Annotated in this window: 22 protein-coding genes; 16 read left to right on the top strand and 6 right to left on the bottom strand. The window is 36.7% G+C overall.

The window, feature by feature from the left end:
- Positions 1-247: 247 nt before the first annotated feature.
- On the bottom strand, positions 248-1,027 hold the full coding sequence (locus FCJ93_RS03455) for a PhzF family phenazine biosynthesis protein (RefSeq protein ID WP_137742937.1): 780 nt from the start codon (positions 1,025-1,027) through the stop codon (positions 248-250).
- A gap of 144 nt (positions 1,028-1,171) precedes the next feature.
- Here FCJ93_RS03455 and pdxR point away from each other — a divergent pair, with 144 nt between their 5' ends.
- The gene (gene pdxR, locus FCJ93_RS03450; protein ID WP_137742936.1) at positions 1,172-2,653 is read left to right on the top strand and encodes a MocR-like pyridoxine biosynthesis transcription factor PdxR; all 1,482 of its coding nucleotides are present in this window, start codon (positions 1,172-1,174) and stop codon (positions 2,651-2,653) included.
- 434 nt (positions 2,654-3,087) lie between these two features.
- Here pdxR and FCJ93_RS03445 read toward each other — a convergent pair whose 3' ends face one another.
- Positions 3,088-3,954, bottom strand: a complete 867-nt coding sequence (locus FCJ93_RS03445) for an AraC family transcriptional regulator (RefSeq protein ID WP_095309735.1) — start codon at positions 3,952-3,954, stop codon at positions 3,088-3,090.
- Between the two features lie 400 nt (positions 3,955-4,354).
- On the opposite strand from FCJ93_RS03445, the gene FCJ93_RS03440 reads away from it, so the two are divergent.
- On the top strand, positions 4,355-4,990 hold the full coding sequence (locus tag FCJ93_RS03440) for an FMN-dependent NADH-azoreductase (RefSeq protein ID WP_095309733.1): 636 nt from the start codon (positions 4,355-4,357) through the stop codon (positions 4,988-4,990).
- A 44-nt stretch (positions 4,991-5,034) separates the two neighbouring features.
- On the opposite strand, the gene FCJ93_RS03435 is transcribed toward FCJ93_RS03440, so the two are convergent.
- The 4 genes from FCJ93_RS03435 to FCJ93_RS03420 all read right to left on the bottom strand — a co-directional run bounded on the left by FCJ93_RS03435 (position 5,035) and on the right by FCJ93_RS03420 (position 7,239).
- Positions 5,035-5,463, bottom strand: a complete 429-nt coding sequence (locus FCJ93_RS03435) for a GNAT family N-acetyltransferase (protein ID WP_095309731.1) — start codon at positions 5,461-5,463, stop codon at positions 5,035-5,037.
- A gap of 130 nt (positions 5,464-5,593) precedes the next feature.
- A complete protein-coding gene (locus FCJ93_RS03430; protein WP_137742935.1) occupies positions 5,594-6,073 on the bottom strand; it encodes a hypothetical protein in 480 nt (159 codons plus the stop codon).
- A gap of 237 nt (positions 6,074-6,310) precedes the next feature.
- Positions 6,311-6,658 carry a cupin domain-containing protein gene (locus FCJ93_RS03425; RefSeq protein WP_095309727.1) on the bottom strand — a complete coding sequence of 116 codons (348 nt, stop codon included), beginning with the start codon at positions 6,656-6,658 and terminating at the stop codon, positions 6,311-6,313.
- A 41-nt stretch (positions 6,659-6,699) separates the two neighbouring features.
- A complete protein-coding gene (locus tag FCJ93_RS03420; protein WP_137742934.1) occupies positions 6,700-7,239 on the bottom strand; it encodes a GNAT family N-acetyltransferase in 540 nt (179 codons plus the stop codon).
- Between the two features lie 442 nt (positions 7,240-7,681).
- Here FCJ93_RS03420 and FCJ93_RS03415 point away from each other — a divergent pair, with 442 nt between their 5' ends.
- The 14 genes from FCJ93_RS03415 (at position 7,682) to FCJ93_RS03350 (ending at position 23,575) form a co-directional block, all read left to right on the top strand.
- Positions 7,682-9,058: a class II fumarate hydratase gene (locus FCJ93_RS03415; RefSeq protein WP_137742933.1), complete on the top strand. Its 1,377-nt coding sequence runs from the start codon at positions 7,682-7,684 to the stop codon at positions 9,056-9,058.
- Positions 9,059-9,457: 399 nt separating this feature from the next.
- Positions 9,458-9,787 carry a hypothetical protein gene (locus tag FCJ93_RS03410; RefSeq protein ID WP_095309721.1) on the top strand — a complete coding sequence of 110 codons (330 nt, stop codon included), beginning with the start codon at positions 9,458-9,460 and terminating at the stop codon, positions 9,785-9,787.
- Positions 9,788-10,304: 517 nt separating this feature from the next.
- Positions 10,305-12,368, top strand: coding sequence for a DUF4179 domain-containing protein (locus FCJ93_RS03405; protein ID WP_137742932.1), 2,064 nt, complete (start codon positions 10,305-10,307; stop codon positions 12,366-12,368).
- 190 nt (positions 12,369-12,558) lie between these two features.
- Positions 12,559-13,041 carry a DUF2975 domain-containing protein gene (locus tag FCJ93_RS03400; RefSeq protein WP_095309716.1) on the top strand — a complete coding sequence of 161 codons (483 nt, stop codon included), beginning with the start codon at positions 12,559-12,561 and terminating at the stop codon, positions 13,039-13,041.
- Between the two features lie 10 nt (positions 13,042-13,051).
- The gene (locus tag FCJ93_RS03395) at positions 13,052-13,273 is read left to right on the top strand and encodes a helix-turn-helix domain-containing protein (protein WP_095309714.1); all 222 of its coding nucleotides are present in this window, start codon (positions 13,052-13,054) and stop codon (positions 13,271-13,273) included.
- A gap of 20 nt (positions 13,274-13,293) precedes the next feature.
- Complete coding sequence (locus tag FCJ93_RS03390; protein WP_137742931.1) at positions 13,294-14,109, top strand: DUF817 domain-containing protein; 816 nt, start codon at positions 13,294-13,296, stop codon at positions 14,107-14,109.
- 194 nt (positions 14,110-14,303) lie between these two features.
- The gene (locus FCJ93_RS03385) at positions 14,304-14,837 is read left to right on the top strand and encodes a dihydrofolate reductase family protein (RefSeq protein ID WP_095309710.1); all 534 of its coding nucleotides are present in this window, start codon (positions 14,304-14,306) and stop codon (positions 14,835-14,837) included.
- A 37-nt stretch (positions 14,838-14,874) separates the two neighbouring features.
- Entirely contained in the window at positions 14,875-15,441 is a 567-nt protein-coding gene (gene def, locus FCJ93_RS03380; protein ID WP_137742930.1) for a peptide deformylase, read from the top strand.
- A gap of 180 nt (positions 15,442-15,621) precedes the next feature.
- Positions 15,622-16,581, top strand: coding sequence for an ABC transporter ATP-binding protein (locus FCJ93_RS03375; RefSeq protein ID WP_095309706.1), 960 nt, complete (start codon positions 15,622-15,624; stop codon positions 16,579-16,581).
- 4 nt (positions 16,582-16,585) lie between these two features.
- The gene (opuFB, locus tag FCJ93_RS03370) at positions 16,586-18,100 is read left to right on the top strand and encodes an osmoprotectant update ABC transporter permease/substrate-binding subunit OpuFB (protein WP_170943567.1); all 1,515 of its coding nucleotides are present in this window, start codon (positions 16,586-16,588) and stop codon (positions 18,098-18,100) included.
- A 219-nt stretch (positions 18,101-18,319) separates the two neighbouring features.
- Positions 18,320-19,276, top strand: a complete 957-nt coding sequence (gene manA / locus FCJ93_RS03365) for a mannose-6-phosphate isomerase, class I (protein WP_137742929.1) — start codon at positions 18,320-18,322, stop codon at positions 19,274-19,276.
- A 610-nt stretch (positions 19,277-19,886) separates the two neighbouring features.
- Positions 19,887-21,926 carry a BglG family transcription antiterminator gene (locus FCJ93_RS03360; protein WP_095309692.1) on the top strand — a complete coding sequence of 680 codons (2,040 nt, stop codon included), beginning with the start codon at positions 19,887-19,889 and terminating at the stop codon, positions 21,924-21,926.
- Positions 21,926-22,207 (top strand): PTS sugar transporter subunit IIB, encoded by a 282-nt coding sequence (locus FCJ93_RS03355; RefSeq protein ID WP_095309690.1) that lies wholly within the window; start codon positions 21,926-21,928, stop codon positions 22,205-22,207. Before FCJ93_RS03360 ends, FCJ93_RS03355 begins: the two co-directional genes overlap by 1 nt.
- Before the next feature lie 27 nt (positions 22,208-22,234).
- Positions 22,235-23,575, top strand: coding sequence for a PTS ascorbate transporter subunit IIC (locus FCJ93_RS03350; RefSeq protein WP_095309688.1), 1,341 nt, complete (start codon positions 22,235-22,237; stop codon positions 23,573-23,575).
- The last annotated feature ends 13 nt before the right edge of the window (positions 23,576-23,588 follow it).

Raw genomic sequence — 23,588 nt, 5'->3', positions numbered from 1 at the left:
ATTTTGGCAAAAAAAGCAATATGATTTTATTATGAGTAGACGAATCTCTAAATCATTGAAGTTAACTGTATTGATATTCATTTACAATAATCGTTCTGTTATATGTCGGTGTTGATTTTTGGCTCATTTTAACAACAATTCTATTTAACAAAGCCAAAATAATAGCCTGGCATAAAAAGCCAAGCTTATGATGATTGATTTGATTAAAAAGCCTGATTTGGCTGTTTTAACATCTCCCCGGTATTGATTATCCGATATGTATCTCCCCTATTAAGTAGAGTGCAGCTTTTCCAGCCATCTTTACCCTTGTGTCTTCGAGTTTACAATAAAGGGTTCCGCCTCTATTGGATAACTGTCTTGCTACCATTTCGTGTTTCATTTGTTTCTTTGCCCAAAATGGTATTAAACTGCAGTGGGCAGAACCACATACCGGGTCCTCATTTACCTTTAATTTTGGAAAAAATGCTCTTGAAACAAAATCATATTCATTACCTTTGGCGGTAACAATCACTCCAAGACCTTCTGGAAGCTGCTCTAGTTTTGAATAGTCAGGACTTATTTTGCTTACCGCTTCTTCTGATTCTAATACAAATAGTAAATCTCTATTTAGATAAGCTTCGATGGGTGTGGTTCCTAATGCATCAATCATTTGTTCAGTAATGGTTATCTCAGTCGAGGAAACAGTTGGGAAATCAAGCTCATATAAGTCATTACACCTATTTACAGTAAGTGTCCCACTCATCGTCTCGAATTGAACGGTCTCCAATTGCTTTTCAAAATAGTTCATAATGACAAAAGCCGTTGCTAATGTTGCGTGACCACAGAGATTAATTTCTCCCCCAGGTGTAAACCATCTAAGCGTATAATTTTGCGGACCCTTTACTGCAAATGCTGTTTCAGAAAGGTTGTTTTCAATCGCAATTTTTTGCATTAAATCGTCAGGAAGCCATTCCTTCATAATACAAATTCCAGCGGGATTTCCTTCAAACAGTTTTTCGGCAAACGCATCAACCACATAGTATTTCATAAGTACCTCCTAAAGTTAATGATATTTAACATGAATGGTTAAGGTGTTATACTAGATTAACCCTATAGTAATGGACTTAGATGTATAACAGTCAACATGATTGTATAACACTTACTCATTTTACCGAGTTGATGGAGGCTTTTTATGAAGATTGAAATAAATAGAAACGCCAATATCCCAATTAATCAACAAATTTATGAGAATATTGCCGATAGAATTAGGTCAGGTGCGCTATCGGAAGGTGAGCATTTGCCTTCGGTAAGATCGTTAGCAAAACAATTAGGGATAAGTTTACTTACAGTTGTAAGGGTGTATGATTTGTTAGAAGAGAAGGATTTAATCGAGAGGGTACAAGGAAAAGGGACATTTGTTAAAAATAAGCTCCTGATTGACGCTCCAGAAAGAAATGTAAAGAACAATTTCGATTGGCAATTGTCCGTTTTAGATTATCTCCCTCGAACCCAATTTGGTGCTCATTATGGTTCGTTTGAAAATTGTATTCAGTTTTCTGTTGCAGCGATCTGTCCATCTTTACTTCCAAATCGTTACTTAGAGAGGGAAATTCATTCGACTTTAAAGAAGAATCCTAATATTCTCTCAAGCTATGGACCTGCGCAAGGCGATGAGGAACTCAGAAAAACGATGTGCAAGTATCTGCGGAAACACAATTTGTATATTAACCACCAAGATATTTTAGTTACAAATGGTACGCAACAAGGAATTGATTTGGTGGCTAAAACATTTATTGGACCCGGTGATGTTGTTGCTATGGAAGCACCAACTTATCCAGCGGCAATTGATACCTTTCGAGCTCGTGGGGCAACGATTGTTTCTTTACCTATGGACAACGATGGGATAAGGATAGACCATTTACAAAGAGTTTGTGAAATCTACAAACCTAAGTTGATTTATACCATACCGAACTTTCAGAATCCAACTGGTATAGTATTAAGTAGAAAAAGAAGAGAACAATTGTTAATGCTTGCCCAAGAAAATCAAATCATCATCGTAGAGGATGACCCATGGAGTGAGATGTTTTTTGACAAAAAACCACCAACACCCATAAAAGGTCTTGATACAAACGGTTTTGTAATTTATTTAAAAGGGCTCAGTAAAACATTGGTCCCTGGCTGTCGGATAGGGCTTCTAGCAGCTAATGGCACACTGTTTAATCGTTTAGTTGCATCTAAAGTAAACACAGATCTTGGCAGCCCATTATTAACACAAAAGGCTATACTCCCACTGTTTCATTCTAAAAGAATGGAAGACCATATGGAAAAGCTGAGGTTTGCTTTGAACTTAAGGAAGGATAAAGTTGTAAAACTTTTGAATTCCCACATGCCGGACGGCGTTCATTGGATTGTACCAACGGGTGGGTTAAACATATGGTTATCCGTTCCATCAGACTGGAATACGAATCATTTATTAATTGAATGCAAAAAAGAAAATATTTTCTTTCTACCCGGTTCTGCATGCTTTTCAGGAGAACCGGAAAAACATCATTTAAGGTTGAATTTTACTTATTTGCCGGATAATGAATTGGAAATGGGGATTTTAAAATTTTGCAAAATCACAAAAAAGTTTTTATCTTCAAATCGACAATTTAGACACTCCTCAATAAATTAATGACGTCAGAATCTGCAATCTCAATTTAGAAGTAAGTGCAAATGAAACAACATATTGAGGAGTGAACACGGATAAATTGTTTTGTCTGTGCCTATTCTAATGGATTTTAGAAGGGATCAATAAACTGACAATAGTAATAAAGTGAAGGGCTTTTGGTTATTGATGTTTTGGGAGATTTCAAGCAAAAATACTACTAACACATAAGTTTAAAAGAATAAGGGAGCATAGTGGAGAATGTGAGATAAAAGGGTTTAGTCAATCCCCTTTTTATATGATGATGGACGGATCATCCATCATCATATAAAAAGTCGTCAAGCGAAGCGAGGTTGCCTTTAACCGCAACGATTTGGGTTAAATTAATTTTCATGAAAATGTATCAACTGCCTAGAATATGGTGGGGTGAGATGGCAAGATAGATTTTGTTCAATATTGTGTTACTTCATTCTAACAGGAATCCAAACTTCGCTATAAGCATAATTTTTTTTGTTTTTATCCATTTTAGTAAACGAAAAAGACGGTGCATTTATGACTTCATAACTGGAAGAAGGAAGCCATTCTGAATATACTTTTGCCATTGTTTCTTGTAAAGTGGAAGGGAACGGTCCTTCATTCGGGAATATTGCCCAAGTATGTGCATCAACTGGCACCTTTTCTAATAAATCACTAATTTGATTGTTAGTAGTAAGAACACCTATCAGATGAGTTAAATCCCCTTCTTCTTTGAGGAAATTAGCATCAGCTTCATATGAAGCATTGACAATTTCTTTAGGTTCAATGTTTTGAAGAGAGTGCATTTCTTCTTTTTGTTTGTCAGTTATACTTTCCGCAAGCTTTACAATTTCATTATTGATACCTTCAAATTGCATTGGGACACGTTTACTTACACCGACCAAATTAAACGCTGGTTTTTCTTCAATTCTAAATTCCATATTGATTCCTCCTTTGACATTTATAACAAATGAAAGCTTTGGAAAAGATTTGCTAACTCTTTTTTTTATGACTTCCGAAGGTAAAAAACCACACCATTTTTTGAATGCTCGACTAAACCCGTCCATTGACTGATAACCGTATTTAAGAGCTACATCTGTCACTTTTTCTCCATTTAATAATTCGATACTTGCTTCTGAAAGCTTCCTGTTCTTAATATATTCGCTAAGCGTTAATCCTGAAAGATAAAAAAATATCTTTCTAAAATGGTAGTCAGAAACTCCGACATATTCAGCTATCACTTCAAGTGATAGATTTTCGTCAGTTAAGTGATCTTCAATATAGTCGATGACAAGATTTAATTCTTTTAGCATTGTTCTCCTCCTTTCGATGTCTATAGAATACCAAAGCTATATTGTGCATTGCTCGACTTTATTAACATAAAAAATATCGAAAAGCTGCTTTCTAGGACAGGATATTCCTACAAAATTTATAATTTGAGCGACTCTTAGTGCTGTCGATTATTTTTAAAGATCAAACACGAGCGCCGTCATTGGTAGAATATACAACTTACTTAAAGACCATTGCAGTGGAATAATCATTGAAGCGTGGAAAAATGAATTCTTTTCCTCAGGCAGATTAGTTGCTTTAACGAAACAATCCTTATATACTTTAGCTCGAATTAAAGATATATTGCTCCTTTTGAGAGCTGTATGTTTAGTTCATTTATAAAACTACAATGACAACGAAGAGAAGAAAGGAATTTAGCACAAAATGGCAAAGGTATTGTACATTACAGCACATCCACTTAATGAAACAAAGTCATATAGTATGGCAGTAGGTAAGACTTTTATTGATACTTATAAAGAAGTAAATCCAAATGATGAAGTTATCAATATCGATCTTTTTAATGAGAATATTCCACAAATAGATGCTGATGTTTTCAGCGGTTGGGGAAAACTTCAATCAGGAAAAAATGATGAAGAGTTAACAGCAGATGAAAAGGCAAAGGTAGGCCGTTTATCTGAACTATGTGAACAATTTATTTCTGCTGATAAGTATGTTTTTGTAACACCGTTATGGAATTTTTCATTTCCTCCAGTTCTTAAAGCCTATATTGATGCAGTATCTGTGGCAGGAAAAACCTTCAAATATACAGAAAATGGTTCTGTTGGTCTTCTAACGGATAAAAAGGCATTGCATATCCAGGCTAGAGGAGGAGTTTATTCAGAAGGCCCAGCCGCAGAGAAGGAAATGGGGCACCGCTACTTAAGTGCTGCTATGGAATTTTATGGAGTTCCTTCATTTGAAGGTTTATTTATAGAAGGGCATTCAGCAATGCCTGAGAAGGCGCAAGAAATTAAAGAAAATGCAATGGCCCGAGCAAAAGACTTGGCTCATACATTTTAAAGATGCTATTAAAAAGACCACACATATCATCTGTGTGGTCTTAATTAACACCGCTTATACAGAAAATAATGGTTATGCCCCTCAGGGAAGTTTTCAATTGTTCCATAGACTTCAAAACCTAAGCTTTTATAAAAATCTGGGGCTTGAAAGCTAAATGTATCTACCTTGATTAATCGACATTTCCTCTCGACAGCGAAATTTTCAGCGACCTTGATAAGTTTTCTACCAAAACCCTTCCCTTGAATGCTTTCATCAACCCAAAGAAACTGGATAAAAAGACTTTGCAGCTTCGTATTTCCTGAGATGCCGCCAAAGATGTGGCCTTCTCCATCCTTAATAGTAAAACAAAAATCTTCATCAACGAAATCCACGTCTTTATCTGTTAAATATTTGATATTGTACTCCCTTAATTTTTGGCGAATGTAGGGGACGTTCTCTTGATTCCATTCTGTATCAATAATTAAATTCTGCATTTTATACACCTTCTAATAATGTTATAAAAAAATTTGTATTCAGCAGGGTATGCTCATGGAATCTCGCTTAAAGAATTTTTAGAGATTGACAAGCTGATTATTTTGCATTGTTGCTTACCCATTCAAAAGTTTAATAAGAATAAAGCCTCTGTCCCTTAGTTTTGGATTGGATTATGTAACCACCTTCAGAGCGATTTTTATAGTGTCCCACTATAAATTCCTTTGTATTAATTAAATCTTGGAAAACAGTCGGGATTGTGCAATTCCAGTGTAAATTTTCTACTTTTAGAGGAAAATTTTCTTCGTTTGGATTTGATGTATGAATAAAAACAGCATCAGTGCTAGCATCTTCATCATCAATATGAACCCAAGATTGGTACGGTTTTTCATAGTATTCAAGTCTTTCTAGTATATTTTTATAAAAAGCTATATGTGCCTCGATGTGCTTTCTTCGTATTTTAAGACTATGATTTCCTAATCCAGATAAATCAAGATGATTGTGCCATAAGTCAAACCATGCATCCTGATCAAAATTCAATTCACAGGTTTCTAGTGCAATTTTTCTTGCTAAGTCACGGAAATATCGTCTTTTTCCACGAAACTTTTTCAATGAAGACACTCCTATATCTTAATGTTTTTGTAAATCTCATCTATAAAATCACTGCCGGATGATAACCTCGAAAATTTAACAGTTGAAATAAAATCAGCGAAATTGGTGAACTTATGAAGCTGAAATCAAAACTAAATATTGGTTAAAGCGTGCTCGCTTTGGCGACATGGTGCTTTATCCACAATAGAAGGGGCCCAGTAACAATTTAAGTAGTTTCGGGTTAAACGTACCATTTTGTTAGTCACCTGTTAGCACTCTATCTCCCCTGTTATTTGGCTGAGAAATAACAATGAATTCAACATCAGCATGATCGGAACGGTTGAACATTTGATGGGGGACAAGAGGAGCGATCTCATAGCCTTCTTGTGGGTTTAAAACAATCGTTTCTCCGTTAACTTCAAGCGTAGCCTCCCCCTTTAATACGAAAAAAAATTGACGAGAGTACTCATGATAATGTCTGACTTCAAATGTGTTTGGAGGCATTCGTTCATGGATAATACTTAAATCAGATTTCTTCACTAAGTGCCAACCATCGCAACGCTCTCCCCAAATGTAGTGCTCCGCGTTTTTCTTATTCACTTTCATAAAAAAGTACCTCAATTATTGTTTTTTTTTTGCGATTTAAATTAAACAAGATTGTTTTCGTTTCGCCATTCGTCTTCTAAAATACTCATTTCCCATAAATTCCAGTATTCATCCTCATTTTTAATCGTATCTCGAAGCAATCCTTCCTTTGTAAATCCGACTCTTTCATAGCATGCAATGGCAGAAGTATTAAAGTCAAATACACCAAGGCTGACTCGATGTAGTTGTAGTTCATTAAAGGCGATCTTAAGGATTTCCTTGATCATTTGCTGGCCTATACCCTTGCCTCTTGCCCTTTTATCCCCGATTAATACTCTTCCAATTCTTGCTGATTTGTTTTTTCGATCAATTTTCCCCAATGAGATGTGGCCAATGGTTTCGGCTAATTCAGAATCAATGACTTTATAAACGAATATTTCACTGTTTTTATTGTTGGCATTCTCGATGTATTTTTCCAATTGTTGCTCATTAAGGGGATAATTAAACGCTGAACCGCTCCATTGAAGTAGAAACGCAGGTGAATGGATCCAATTGATTAGCTGTTTGAAGTCGGAATGTTGGAAGTATTTCAATTCTATCATAATCTTTCTCCTTTTTCGTTTTTTTCTCGCTTCATTTTGATGCAAGGTTAGTTAGCTATGTTAGGACATGTTTTCTATTGCTTTTAGTTAAAGCAATTGCAAGTTATTTTTGCTTCTTTTGTATATTTCTCTAAATATTCTATTCTCGCTTAATAGGTTTTATTATACCGGCTCATACATGTGATATTAAGATTTCATACGAAATGAGGTTATGCTCTACAAAGCCATTTTTTAATGGAAGGAGCTCTCATAGTACTACGTACTGCGTTCTATTTTCCCTTTTCTTATGGGAATGAAAAGATAAAAATAAATTTTCTCTCTAATTGGATTTTTTTCCATCATTAGATAGAGTTTTGGATAAGAGGTTATGCTTTCATGTGGGTTGTTTAATCCTCTTTCTGATGGAAAAACTAGAAATAATCATTTATGAGGAGAGATGGGAATGGATGCAGAAAAGCAATATCGAATGGAAAATGATCCTTTAGGAAATATTATGGTACCTTCGTCCGCATATTATGGCTCGCAAACGCAGCGGGCTGTAGAAAATTTCCAAATTAGTGGACTGAGGTTTCCACGCCCATTTATTAAAGCTCAAGGAATTATTAAAGCTGCGGCCGCGGCTGTGAATATCGAATTAGGAAAACTATCTCCAGAGATGGGAAATGCGATTATCGAGGCGGCGGAGGAAGTAATGGAAGGACTTTGGGACAGCCACTTTGTTGTGGATGTTTATCAAGCTGGAGCTGGCACCTCGCAGAACATGAATACAAATGAGGTCATTGCCAATCGAGCTACTGAAATCATGGGAGCTTCTGAGAAAGTTCATCCCAATGATCATGTCAATATGTCCCAATCAACAAATGATACGTTTCCCTCATCTGTGAATATGGCAGGTGCTGACATGATCATTGCTAAATTGCTGCCAGCCTTGGAAAAGCTTGAACAATCTTTACAAAAGAAAGCTGAACAGTTTATGCCAGTTTTGAAATCTGGTCGCACCCATTTACATGATGCAGTTCCAATGCGATTGGGGCAAGAATTTTCCGGCTATGCCGAGTCTGTCCGTGCAGTGAGAAGACAGTTGCAAAATAATCTCGAGTTATTGTATCAACTTGGATTAGGAGGAAATGCGATCGGAACATCGATCAATTTGGAAGCTGAGTATACAGCAAAAATTTTGAAAGAAATACGTAAACGGACTAATTTGCCTTTTTGCCAACCTGTGAATATTTTTGCATTCATGCAAAATATGAGTGCACCCATTCGCTGTATGATGACGCTCAAAGAATTAGCCGTTCACGTAATTAAAATGACGAGTGATTTACGTTTACTGAGCTCTGGTCCGAGAACGGGATTGGCAGAAATTACGCTACCGTCAGTTCAACCTGGTTCGACCATTATGCCAGGGAAAGTAAATCCTGCGATTTTAGAAATGACGCATATGGTGTGTTGTCAAGTGATTGGTTATGAAACGGCAGTGTCAACTGCTGGTACCGCAGGACAGCTAGAAATAAATGTAATGATGCCGATGATTGCCTATACTTTTTTACATTCGATTGAGATTATGAGCAATGCATTGCAGACACTTGAGGCAAAGTGTATCAATGGCATTCAGGCAAATGAAGAACAATGTCAGAAATGGATGGAGGAAAGTCTTGCATTGGTTACTGGATTAAGTTCAAAGCTAGGCTATGATATGGCTTCAGAAATCGGAATGCAAGCAGATGAACAGAATAAAAAATTAAAAGATCTGCTACAGGAAAAAGAATTGCTTACAGATGATGTACGTCATGCGATTGATCCAAAAGGAATGGTTTAAAGAAAAAGCTGATAGAGAAGGTTAAAGATTAGATTGCTTAGCAAAATACCACTGCTTTTAAAGGAGGTATATTTTTTGAGCAAATTGTTGCCGAATGATTGAATTTTAGAAGTGATGAGGCTGAATCATTCGGTTTTTTCCTTATCAGCTTTAGGAACTGCCGCCGGCGAACTTTGTCGAATTTTTGCGAGTTGACAAGATGGAAAGAACATGTAAATATAGAATTGCCACATCCATATATTTCCTCTTTTTTAATTCTTCTAAAAAAGCAACTTGAACGAAAGCTACTTCTTTTAAAACGCTTTTCTGTGCTTTTTCTCTATATTGATTTAACCCATATTATTTGCTTGAAAGGGGGGATGTCAAATATGAAAATATATAGGGAAGGAGGAGCGCGAATTGGGCCACGATATATTAGGCTATAACAAAGCGGGGGATGAAATTGCCTATGCCCGCTTTAGTATGAGTAATCATAATGTTACTGTATTGTATCAGTTACTTGATGCAACTCAATACGATGCAGGTGTTAGCGGTTCGGGAAACAGTGCCACTTATACGGTGCCGCAACTTGAAAAAGCTTTGAACATCTTCAACCAGTCATTTACTGAAATTGACATCTCGTCAAAACATCATTATACAGTTTGGGATTTGAAACAAATTCGAGATTTTATCGTAAATTGTTTAGCCACTGCAGAAAATGAAGGAAGCGTAAAAATCTTTTTCTGTTAAGGCATCTAAACTGTCTCTCTCTTTATGCCTCTCTTTTAATCTGCGAATAACTGCTGGCGATATTCCATAGCATATCTTTTTCTAGTTTCTTAGTTCTAGTGGTGAAAGTTCAGCAAGTTCCAGGAATTAATCATTCATAAGTGCTCAGATTGCCATCGGAGTTACTTAGGAAAAATTTATTTCGATTCCTATATTTAATATTTCTGGATTTTTTTGATTATTTAAGAAGAAAAGCTATAATTGGTTTAAAGGATTGAAGCAGAGATAGAACGTTCTCATCCTTTTAAACAATGGCTTTATTATATGCTGGTGTTGATTTTTGGCTCATTTTCTCTCTGATTCTATGAAATGATAAGAATAAATGAAATTTTTCTCATCGTAACTAGAATCAGAGAACCATTGAAGTATTACTAAAGGGGTGTGCGAACCTTGATTTCACACGATATGAGCTAAAGGTTGTTAAGGAAAGCGTAAAAAATAGAGAAAATCATATTGAGCAATAGGGGGAGCACGTTTTATGAGCCCGGCAGAAATAAATGCTGTTTCAATCAATGAGATTCGTGAATCAGGACAGGAATCGATTCGTGATTATTTTGAACAGCACATACAATCTTTTTACAGCTTAGGCAGACTCTATCTTACTAATCAGCAGCAAATGGAAGAGCTCTTCTATCAATCTATTGTCAAGGCGCAAAAAAAGTTGCCACGCTTTAAAAGCTATGATTCATTTGAGACTTGGATTACAACGATTTTTATTCATATGTGCTGGGAGCTTTCAGAGGATGAAAATAAACAAGTTTCAGCAGAAAGTAAATCCGGTCAAAGTATTTTTCAAGCGCTGAATCAGTTGGAAAAATATGAGAAAGAGACGCTCGTACTTACATATGTAAAAGGACTTTCGAAAGAGAATGCGGCAAATCTCCTTCAAGTTTCTGGAGAAAAGCTCAATGAATATTTGTTCTCGGGCATTCAATCTCTAAGAACAGAATTGGGTTACGGTACAAACTTTAATGGCTGTAAGGAATATTATCCACATTATGTCGCTTATTTAGAGAGAACTCTTGAACGCTCAAGTAAGATCGACTTAGAAGTCCATGTTTATCACTGCCGAGAATGTCAGGAGGATCTAGCTACCTTTCAGGAACTTATGCTGATGATGACAAATATTGCTGAGAAGATTGAAGAATTCCAAGTGCCGTCCGATTTCATGGAAAATGTGAAAGCGAGGCTTGCGGAAAAGGAAAAGCAAAGCTTAGAGAAAAATAGAAGGCGTCTGAAAATTACTGTTAGTGTTGCTGCAGTTTTTGCTCTCTTCATTTCGCTTGGAGTTTTTACAGGTGTGTTTGCAAAATTTTATTACTCATGGACGGAAGATGATTTGGAGCTGCGAGCTTTTTTGCAGGAAGGTCTAGGTGAAAGGTTGAATCTAGTCGCAGAAAGTGAAGGAGTGAAAATCACGATTAAAAGTGCAATTGCCGATGATTTTCAAACACTAGTGTTCTATGAAATAGAAGATATGAATGAAGATAATCAATATCTTCTTGATTATTATGAAGGAATTTCGGTGAGGAGCGAAAATGCAGGTGTGAATCATGGAAGTAATCCTAGATATTTTAATCCTGAACTTCATTCTGATTTGAATAAAGAAAGTAAGAATGTATATCATGGCAAAATTAGTTTGTTCCCCATAAAAGATGATAAAGGAACGATGAAGCTTAAGATTACGAAGATTCATAAACTGCAGCAAGCTGCAAATTATTGGGAAACGGAATCTAAATCAGGAGAATGGGATTTTGAGATTCCTTTAAACAAAAATCCCATCATAGAATATGCGCTAGATGAGGAGATTGAAGTGGAAGGAATTCCGTTGCGAATTGAAAAATTAACACTCGCACCGACAACGACAGTTTTGCAATATTCGGTCAATCAAAGTCAAGCGGAGGAAGTATTAGATTTAGTTAGCTTTGAATATCTTGAAATGAACAAAAGAAAAGCAAAAGGTGATTTATACGGAAGCTTTTACTCGGAAGTACAGGAGGATGTAAATTGGCTCACCTTTGAAGCTCATTTTGACTCATTATTTGGAGAAAGAGCAAAGGAATTTAGCGCTCAATTGGGATTGGTGCAGCTTAGCTACGCTGACAATAAAAATATCGAATTAGATCCTTCTGTGGTGTATCCTCAAACCGTTGAATATGCTGGTAGCACACTTTCTATCGATAAAGTGGAAGTGGGAGGAACAACAGAACTCATTATTAGGAATAATGATTGGGAAAATGGTGGATATGATTCGCTTCAATTACATGTTATTGGTGAAGATGGTAATGACGCAGTCTCTATGGAGATGGAGTCAGAAGGAATAATAGTTGATAAAAATGGGGTTGAATATCATATGAACGAGGAGCTGCCTGTGCCATATCAAGAAATTGAGCAGCCGCGCCATATTCAAATCTCACAAAAAGTTCGTTTGTACAATACCGAAGAAGAAAAATATTTAAGACCGAAGAGGCTTGAATTGTATGGCTATAGTGTAACGAAGTATTTGGATGAGATGGTCACGGTTTCATTGCAAGAGGATTGAGGAAATTCGTTCCCTTAAGGGAGGCAAACTTATAGTATGCCTACCCTTAAGGTTTTTTTGTTGGAATGAGAACTTTGTTTTTTATGAAAAACGATATTAAAATCCTAATTATCAATAATAATTTATTGAAAAACGATAAAATTATGCTACAATGGGTTTACCGTAAATCAAATTTAAGAGGTGTCCTAATATGAAACAAGGTAAAACGCTGTTTTTAAAATTAGCCGTTATTCTGATTGGAATTCCCATTCTTGCTCTATGTATTTTTGTCGTTCCAGCGGTGGCGAACTTCATCGTAGAGCTTTATCCAGACCATGCGTATTTAAAGTATTTAGTGTACATTGATTTGTACGCTGCAGCGCTCCCGTTTTATTATGCTCTTTATCAAGCGTTTAAACTTTTACAGTATATTGATCAGAACCAAGCGTTTTCGCAAATGGCTGTTAATGCTTTGAAGAGTATAAAAAAATCTGCAATCTGGATCAGTAGTTTGCTATTTGTGGGCATGCCACTTTTCTATCTCGTTGCGGAAGCGGATGATGCACCAGGGATTATTTTGATCGGATTGGTACTTATATTTGCTTCCGTGGTGATAGCTGTTTTTGCCGCTGTCCTTCAAAGGCTTTTGCAGGAAGCAATTGATATCAAATCTGAAAATGATTTAACAGTCTGAGGTGAATACAATGGCAATTATCATTAATCTTGATGTGATGTTAGCAAAAAGGAAGATGAGTGTAACTGAACTTTCAGAGAAGGTTGGAATTACCATGGCGAATCTTTCGATTTTGAAAAATGGCAAGGCGAAAGCGATTCGATTCTCCACTCTTGAAGGAATTTGTCAGGCTTTAGATTGTCAGCCGGGGGACATTTTAGAATATCGAAGTGATGATGACGTAGCAGAGTAATAAATAAAGGGGAGCTGTACATGAATGTCATCGTACAAAAGGTGAGACAGAAAAAAACGTTTAAGACGCAAATCACCAGTGCATTTACGCAACTTGTCTGTTTTGGTTGGGAACAGGCATTATCCTGTGTTTTTCCTGTCGTTATTTTTGCCTCTTTGGCAATTACACAGCTTCTCCCTTTACCATTTTTAGCACGATACGATTGGCTTCTTCTTATCTGTCTTACTATGCAATGGTGGATGGTGCGCTCTGGACTAGAAACAAAGGATGAACTAAAAGTAATCACCCTTTTCCATATGATTGGTCTCACTCTTGAAATTTTCAAGGTACATATGGGCTCATGGTCGTATCCAGAAGAGGGTTTTTTCAAAATCTTTGAAGTTCCATTGTATAGCGGGTTCATGTATGCAAGTGTTGCGAGCTATCTTTGCCAGGCATGGAGAAGACTAAATGTTGAATTGGAAAGGTGGCCATCATTTTTCATCGTCGTTCCATTAGCTTCAGCAATTTACTTGAATTTCTTCACCCATCATTATTGGATCGACGTCCGCTGGTGGTTATCTGCTCTTGTTCTAATGGTCTTTTGGAAATCAGCGGTCACTTACGAGGTTAATCGTACTCGTTATCGAATGCCTATAGCGTTATCCTTTGTACTCATCGGTTTCTTCATATGGATAGCGGAAAATATTGCTACATTCTTTGGAGCATGGAAATATCCAAATCAAACAGATGCATGGAGTCTTGTCCATCTTGGGAAGGTCAGTTCATGGTTGCTGTTAGTGATCGTGAGCTTTTTGATTGTCGCTACGTTAAAATTAGTTAAAAGAAAAATTTGATTTTTATTTATTATCAAGGATAGGTCTATATTTTTATTTTTCTTGTTTCGCTGCCTTTAGATTTTATAAAATGGCCCTTTATCAAACGAAATAATCAATTCTCTTCATAAATGTAAATTGTTAAAATTGGTTAAAGGAATGAATCGATTCTTTAATTAAGTGTTTTAAAACAATAAAAGTTAAAGGAGAAACTTATGAGCGAGAAAAGAAATCTTATCTTATTTATTGCGACGAGTTTAGACGGTTATATTGCGACAGAGGATGATTCTCTAGAATGGCTATTCAAGGTTGAAGGAGAAGGAGATAACGGTTATTCCGAGTTTTATGAAACGATAGACACGGTAATTATGGGGAAACGGACATATGATTGGGTTATGGAACAAGGTTTAAAGGAGTTTCCTTATAAAGATAAAAAATGCTTTGTGTTCTCAAGGTCGCAGATTCGTGATACCAATGAGGTCACATTTATAAACGCTGATGTGACTAAATTTGTGAATGAGTTAAAAGCTCAAGAAGGGAAGAATATTTGGATTGTCGGTGGAGGAGAGCTACTGCATAGTTTTATAGAAGAAAAATTAATTGATGAATTTATCATTACAGTTGCACCAACGATAATAGGTAAGGGGATCCCGTTATTTAAAGGAGGAGATTCTCAATTGGAGCTTTCTTTAAAAGGAACGAGGATATTTAATCAATTTGTAGAATTACATTATCGCTTAAAAAAATAAATGGTCTTATGAAACAAAAAGGTGGTGAATCTTTTTTATGAGTAAGTTTCATTCTGAATACATGATTACAATGAAGGATATTGTGAAAGATGGCTCCACTGTTTTACGTCAAAAGACAGAAGAACTCGAGGTTCCGATAAAGAATGAAGATAAGGAAGTATTATTGAGCATGCTTCAATACTTGAAGAATAGTCAGGATCCAATCATAGCCCCAAAATATCATTTGCGTCCAGGTGTCGGGTTGTCTGCCAATCAAATTGGCCTTAATAAACGCATGTTTGCAGCTTTCTTTGAAGACAAGGAATATATGCTGATTAATCCTAAAATGGTTAGTCATTCTGTGAATATGATTTATCTGCCTGAAGGTGAAGGTTGTCTTTCTGTTGATAGAGAGGTTAAAGGATTTGTTCCGAGATATGAGCGAGTTAAAATTAAAGCTTATGATATAAACGGGCAAGAACTGATTTTGAAATTTAAAGGGTACGGATCCATTATTATCCAGCATGAAATGGATCATTTAAATGGAATAATGTTTTATGACAGAATTAATAAAGAAAATCCATTTAAGCTTCCCGAAAATGTTTCAATAGAGAGCCTGTACTAGGTTATTTTAAAAACGCCAGCTATTTCGCTGGTGTTTTTCCGTTTGAGGCGACAGAACATCAGTGTTCATACGATTGGAGCTTGAATGAGATACTATATAAGACAAATTGTTTTATCCTCAATATGGATTATGGGAAAATGGAAAATATGAAATGGAAATCTAAACAAGGAGAACCCTTTTATGATTAGATTTGAAAATGTATCAAAGAAATTTACGGATGATACAGTTGCGGTTGATTCAGTCGATTTTGAGATCCGGCAAGGAGAATTTTTTGTCATGATTGGTCCAAGCGGTTGTGGAAAGACGACAACGCTAAAGATGATTAATCGGTTAATTCCTCTTTCGGATGGGACGCTGTACATTAACGGGAAAAAGATAAGCGAGTATGATATTCATGAATTACGCTGGAATATTGGTTATGTTCTGCAGCAGATTGCTCTTTTTCCACATATGACAATTGAGGAAAATATCGCGATTGTTCCAGAGTTAAAAAAGTGGGGGAAAGATAAAATTCAAAAAAGAGTTCATGAGCTTTTGGAAATGGTCGGCCTTGACCCTGCCGTATATGCTAGTCGAAAACCAAGCGAGCTTTCAGGCGGACAACAGCAAAGAATTGGTGTCATCCGGGCTCTTGCTGCCGATCCAGAAATTATTTTAATGGATGAGCCCTTTAGTGCATTGGATCCCATTAGTCGTGAAAAACTTCAGGATGATATGCTCGATTTAAAGGACAATCTCAAAAAAACGACCGTATTTGTGACCCACGATATGCAAGAGGCGCTGAAACTGGCTGATCGTATCTGTATTATGAGAGAAGGGAAAATTGTTCAAATCGGAACTCCTCATGAAATTGTAGCAAATCCGGCCAATGATTTCGTGAGAGAATTTGTGGGTGACAAGTATGGCAATGGAATAAATGACTTCAAGCTAGAAGATTTACTAGAACCATTAGTGAATAAAGAAGGAATGGATGCCATTACAGTTTCAGCATCGGAATTAAATTCCTTTAAAGAGCTTATTGATATTTTAGCTGACCATGAACAGGTGATCGTTGAGAAAAAAGGCCAAGAAATGGGCTCCATCGATCGCAGAACAGTTATGAGGTATTTATCTGCGAATCTATTGCAGAAAGGAGTCTAAACTTGTGCAAGAGTTGATAAGGGTCTTTCATGATAGAAAAAGTAATTTATTAAGTGCGTTATTCGAACATATGGAGCTTTCCTTTATAGCTTTATTTTTTGCTGTAGCCATTGCGATCCCATTAGGGATTTTTCTTACAAGACGTCAAAAAGTAGCGGAAGGAATTATCGGGTTTGCCTCTGTTATTCAAACAATTCCATCACTTGCCTTACTGGGGATTCTCATTCCTTTGTTTGGTATTGGCAGAGTGCCTGCTCTCATTGCTTTAGTAGCTTATGCATTACTTCCAATATTGAGAAATACGTATACTGGGATTAAAGAAGTAGAACCTGCATTAATTGAAGCTGCCCGAGCAATGGGGATGAATTCAAGGAAAAGGTTGATCAGGGTAGAGTTGCCTTTGGCAATGCCGGTTATGATGGCCGGCATCCGTACGGCAATGGTGTTAATTGTAGGAACAGCAACTCTGGCAGCGTTGATTGGAGCAGGTGGACTTGGCGACATTATTCTCTTAGGAATTGATCGAAATAATGCGAATCTGCTGTTATTAGGTGCGATACCGGCAGCTTTGCTAGCAATTCTCTTCGATTTTTTGCTGAAGAAATTTGAACATCTTTCCTATAAAAAAGCTCTTATTTCTGTAGGGACCCTCGGATTATTGGCTATCTTTATGTTTGCAGCTCCGCTTATTGGAAAGGAAGAGCAAAAAATAGTCATTGCTGGAAAATTAGGCTCAGAACCAGAAATTTTAATTAATATGTATAAACTTTTAATTGAAGAAGAAACCGATCTACAAGTGGAGCTTAAGCCAGGTTTAGGGAAAACATCTTTTCTTTTTAATGCCCTTAAGTCCGGAGATATTGATATTTATCCTGAATTTACAGGTACAGCCATTTCGGAATTTCTAAAAGAAACGGCTGTAAGCAACGAGAGTGAGGAAGTTTATCAACAGGCGAAGAACGGGATGTTAGAAAAATATCAAATGCTGATGCTAGAGCCAATGCAGTATAATAACACGTATGCTTTAGCCGTTACAGAGAAATTTGCTGATCAATTTGGCTTGGAAGCGATCTCCGATTTAAGGGGAATAGAAGAACATATTAATGCCGGCTTCACCTTAGAATTTTCTGATCGTGAGGATGGCTATGTCGGAATTCAGTCGCTATACGGTATTCAGTTTCCGAATCTCGTAACGATGGAACCGAAATTACGCTACGTTGCGATCGAATCAGGAGAAATTAATTTAATCGATGCCTATTCCACTGATAGTGAACTACAGCAATACAAGTTGACGGTTTTGGAAGACGATTTGCTGTTATTTCCACCATATCAAGGTGCACCATTATTGAGGGAAGAGACGGCACGCCAATTTCCTGAAATGGTGGATGCCTTGAATCAACTGGCGGGCATGATTTCTGACGATGAAATGCGAGAAATGAATTACCAAGTGAATGTGGAAGGTGAAAGTCCGCGCAAGGTTGCAGAGTTGTTTTTAGTAGAAGAGGGTCTGATTCATTAAGGCAATCCTTATTAAACTGATGGTTTTTTCGGGAAATGGTGGAGAACTTTCGACAAAGTGGCTTTTTATTTGGTTCTGCGATGATTGCAGAAGGGAGCTGTACATTATGGCCAGTACGGTTGACATTTGTATTCCATCAATTGTTCTTCGGCATTCATTAATCATTTTATGTTAGAATGTCTCTGTACATAATAGAAATTAAGATTAATGGAGGATTCTATGTATAACGAACCTATTTTTCTGCAACCGGTATTTCAAGAAAGAATCTGGGGTGGGCAAAAACTAAATACACATTTTAATTATGACATTCCTTATGAACATACTGGCGAGGCTTGGGTGGTCTCTGCTCACCCAAATGGCCCAAGCGTTATAAAGAATGGTCCATTAAAAGGAAAGACGTTAGCTGATGCTTGGCTGGAGCATGGTGAATTGTTTAATAAGAGTAAAGATAACGATGACGCGTATCCTTTACTGGTAAAAATTTTGGATGCAGCTGATGACCTGTCTGTGCAAGTGCACCCGAATGATCAATTTGCTCAAGAAACAGAAGGCGTACCATACGGAAAAACAGAATGCTGGTATGTTTTAAGTGCGGAAGAGGGTGCAGAGCTAGTGTTAGGACACCATGCTGCGTCACGAGAAGAACTTGAAAATATGATTGATCGTGGAAAATGGGAACAGTTGTTACGTCGTGTCAGTGTAGAAGCTGGAGATTTTGTATATGTGCCCAGCGGTACGATTCATGCAATTGGAAAAGGAATTGTAATCTTGGAAATACAACAAAGTTCTGACATCACATACCGAGTATATGATTATGACCGTACGGATGCAGCGGGAAATAAACGTGAACTTCACTTGGAACGTGCAAAGCAAGTAACAACTGTTCCGCATCAGGACGCAAAGGTAGAACAAACGGAAAAACAGGTAGATGATTTGCGAGTTAAGAAACTAGTAAAAGAGAAATACTTCTCAGTGTACCACTGGGATTTAAAAGGAAAGGCTTCACTCGAAATGAACAAAGATTTTTTACAAGTAAGTGTAATTGCGGGTCTAGCAAAGCTTACAGTGAATGATCAAGCATTTGAGATAGAGAAGGGCACTCACTTTGTCATTCCTCATCATGTTGAAGCATTTCGTATTTCCGGTCAAGCAGAGTTAGTTGTTTCTCATCCTTAAGTTGGAATGAAGCTGTGTCAAAAAATTTTATTTTTTGATATCAGCTTTTTCTTTTTTGTTATGTTTTCATCTAATTGTTTTTGATTTGGCCCTTGTCCTCATAGAGGGTTCATGGGGACAAAGAAAGCTGAACCAAAGCAAAGTGTGTCCTCATAGAGGGTTCATGAGGACAGAGAAAGCTGAACCAAAGCAACCGTGTCTTCACCAAAACTTTATCAGTCGCCTGAATAGCTGTGGCTATATCTTGATGGGGAGATACGGGATAAGAAAGAATCATCTTCTTTAGTATTTTCTCCGTCTCGAATTGCCAGCAAATTTTCTTTCGGTAGAGTATACTTCTATCACTCACTTTTCAATACCACAAACTATCCTCCAAATCAGTGCAACCGCTGCATAGCCATTCATAAACTAGTCTTTATCATTTTTTGTGGCTAATCTTTTTGCTCTCTTATATTGTTACAGCGCCTTAAAGTATAAAAAATATGGAAATAAACCAACCTAAATGAACAGCCCAATTGATGTTGGAACACCTCGCAATTATTGTGCCAAATGGTTATTATATCAACGTTGGAAACGTTTTATAATTAAATTGAGAGGTGGAGGGATACTATTGTTTGATCAACGGTCCTATAAACTATTGGAGGAATTGACAAAGCATGAAAAAATAACGAAGCAAGAAATAATGATGCAGCTAAACTTATCTGAACGTCAACTTCAGTATGATTTGGAAAAAGTCAATTTTGCCCTAGCCAATAATGATTTGCCGGAAATTAAAATCTCCAATCAATTGCTTTTTATTGACAAGACATTAAGAAGCTTGGTCAAAACAAACTATCTAGATATGAATGCTAATCAGTTCATTATATCGGAACAAGACAGAGCCTATTTAATTTATTTGTACACCTTTATTCGCAAAGAGCCGGTTTCCAATTACCATTTTCAATTATTGCTGGGTGTAAGTAAAAATACAGCACTAACGGATGTAAAAAGGTTAAAAGAAATTTGTGATAAGTGGAAGGTAAAATTTTTATACACACGCTTGGATGGGTATCATATAACAGGAACTGAAATGGATAAGAGGAGATTAGCAATCTTTAGCGTAAATCATTTACTTTCTCAACCACTCGGGGAAGAAATCATTATTTTGGCACTTAAGTCATGGGGAAAGGCGGAAATCCTTGTTGAAACACAACAAATTATGAATCAATATCTAGAAATAAATGAGATCAGTTTAGTTAAGAGCAGAAAAACAGAGATGATTATCCACCTTGCTCTCTTGAGGGTTCGTGCTCGAAAGGAAAAATTATCCTTTACAAACTTAGAAAAACAAATGCTTGAAAGACAGAGCATATTTAAACATGGGGAGGAGTTATCGAGGAGGTTATTTCCTGAAGGAGGTGAAGATGAGAGTTATTTTGTAACGATTCAGTTACTCGTAACACTTGAAATAGTTACAAGCCAAGCTAGTCCTGAATTAGAGAAGTTAGCGGAACAAATTATCGAAGAATTTGAAAAAAACACATTGCTTCCGATTGAAGATAAAGCATTTTTGAAAAGAAGTTTATACAATCACCTTGTTCCAGCATTTTTTAGAATTATTTTTGAAATTCCACTCTTTAATCAATTAAGTGAAAGAATAAAGAGAGAGTATCCTGATCTATTTCAGTTTGTAAAGCGTTCATTGTCCCCACTGGCACTTTGGACAGGGAAAGAAATTAGTGAAACCGAAATTGGTTTTTTTACTATGCATTTTGGTGGTTACCTGGATAGCGGAAATAATTTGCATTCAGAGAAATTAACAGGATTAATCATCTGTTCCAATGGATTAAGCTCATCCATCATGCTTGAAGCCCAATTAAAAGAGTTGTTTCCTACAATTCGATTTTCTAGAATACACAATCGTGACAGATTTGAAGATATCCCAGCAGCAAACTATGATGTGGTATTTTCAACCATTAAGGTAGAATCCGTAAAGCCAGTATTCATTGTGAAAACCTTATTGTCACAGGTAGACAAATACTATCTAATTCGTGATGTATTGCAGAAATTTCCAAGATTAGATAGGCAAATATTCACCGTTGAGCAATTGATGGAAGTGATTAAAAGGCATACAGAAGTAAAAGATGAAAACCAACTATATTCTGAGCTTGTTAATTTATTATATATACAAAACAAAAGCAAGGGGATGAACAAACCAATGTTATCAGAGCTCTTGACGAAAGACACAATCCATTTTACTGATGAAAAGCTGGATTGGAAGGATGCAATTATTGAAGCATCTCAACCATTGGTAGAGTCCAATAAAGTACAAAGGAAATATGTGGATTCCATGATAAGAAATGTAGAAGAAGTTGGAGCATATATTCATATCGGCAAAGGTATAGCGATTCCGCATGCTAGGCCAGAAAATGGTGTGAACCAGCTAGGGATGTCTTTTTTAAGAACAAAGACTCCTGTGTTGCTTCTGGATCAGGCTGATCATAAAATTGATATTTTTATTTGTTTAGCTGCTATTGATAGTGAAGCACATCTTAAGGCACTTGCACAGTTAACCAAAATTTTAGGTGATAATGAACTTCTTGAAGCTATTAAAGCTGCTGAAACTGCAGAGCAAGTAATCGAAATTATAAAAATGGGGGAGAATAAATAATGAAAATTTTAGCTGTTTGTGGTTCAGGTTTAGGAACTAGTTTTATGGTAGAAATGAATATCAATCAAATTTTAGAAGAGCTTGGTGTGACAGGAGTGGAAGTATCACATTCTGATTTAAGCTCAGCAACACCAGACGATGCGGATGTTTTCTTTCTTGCTAAAGACATTGCAGAAGGTGGAGCCCATTTAGGTGAGGTTGTTGTGATGGATAGCATCATTGATATGGACGAATTAAGAACTAAAGTAAAACAAGTTTTGGAGAAAAAAGGATTAATCTGATGTAAATCAAAAAAAGGGGGTAAAGAAATGCAAACGTTAATTGATATTTTAAGTCAACCAGCCATTCTAGTAGCACTCATTGCTTTAATTGGTTTAATGGCGCAAAAAAGAAATATGTCGGATACCGTAAAGGGAACTACTAAAACATTCGTAGGCTTCCTTGTCATTTCAGCAGGTGCCGGAATTCTTGAGACTGCGCTGGTACCGTTTGGGGCGATGTTTGAACAAGCATTTAATGTTACTGGAGTTGTTCCAAATAATGAAGCCATTGTTGCTCTGGCATTATCAGAATATGGTACAAATACGGCATTAATTATGTTTTTCGGTATGATTGTCAACATTCTTATAGCAAGATTTACCCGATTTAAATATATTTTTTTAACTGGTCATCATACCCTTTACCTTGCTGCGATGTTAGCCGTAATTATGGCTGTGGCAGGATTCAATACAGTTGGCTTGATCGCTGCAGGTTCTGTTGCACTTGGGATTGTAATGACTTTATCACCAGCTATTCTTCAGCCGTTTATGCGTCAGTTAACTGGAAATGATAACGTGGCATTAGGTCATTTCAGTGCTGTCGGTTATGCAGCAAGTGCTTTAGTTGGTAAATTATTTAAAAGCAGCAAAGAAAATTCTACTGAGAATATTAACTTTCCAAAAGGTTTAGGTTTTTTACGAGACAGTACTGTAAGTATTGCCTTAACAATGATTATCATGTATGTAATTGTGGCACTTTTTGCAGGAGCTACTTATATTGAAAATGAGCTAAGTGGAGGTACAAATTTCCTCGTATTTTCTCTTATTCAAGCAGGTAGGTTTGCTGCCGGTGTATTTATTATCTTATCTGGAGTTCGTTTAGTATTGTCAGAAATTGTACCTGCATTCAAAGGGATATCTACTAAGCTTGTGCCGAATGCTAAACCAGCACTTGATGTTCCAATTATTTATCCATATGCACCAAATGCGGTATTAATTGGATTCTTTGCAAGTTTCTTAGGCGGAATTTTCAGTATGGTAATCATGATTTTCACTGGTGGTGTCATTATTTTGCCGGGTGTTGTACCCCACTTCTTTACAGGAGCAGCTGCCGGTGTCTTTGGTAATGCTACGGGAGGCTTTAAAGGTTCTGTTATTGGCTCCTTTGTCAATGGGGTAGTTATTTCATTCCTTCCAGTATTCTTAATGCCTGTACTTGGTGATTTAGGATTCGCTAATACAACCTTCTCTGATGCTGATTTTGGTGTATCTGGAATATTCTTTGGTTCATTGGCTAATTATGCTGGACCAATTGCCATTACAATAAGTTTAATTGTCATCCTTGCATTGATGGCAATACCTGTGAAGAAACAAAAAGCAGAAACAAAATAAGTTAGTTTAATGT

It is taken from the genome of Robertmurraya siralis, assembly GCF_005502275.1.
GTDB lineage: Bacteria > Bacillota > Bacilli > Bacillales > Cytobacillaceae > Robertmurraya > Robertmurraya siralis.
Note: the sequence above shows the minus strand (reverse complement) of the source record. Positions and strands in the feature narration are given on the sequence as shown.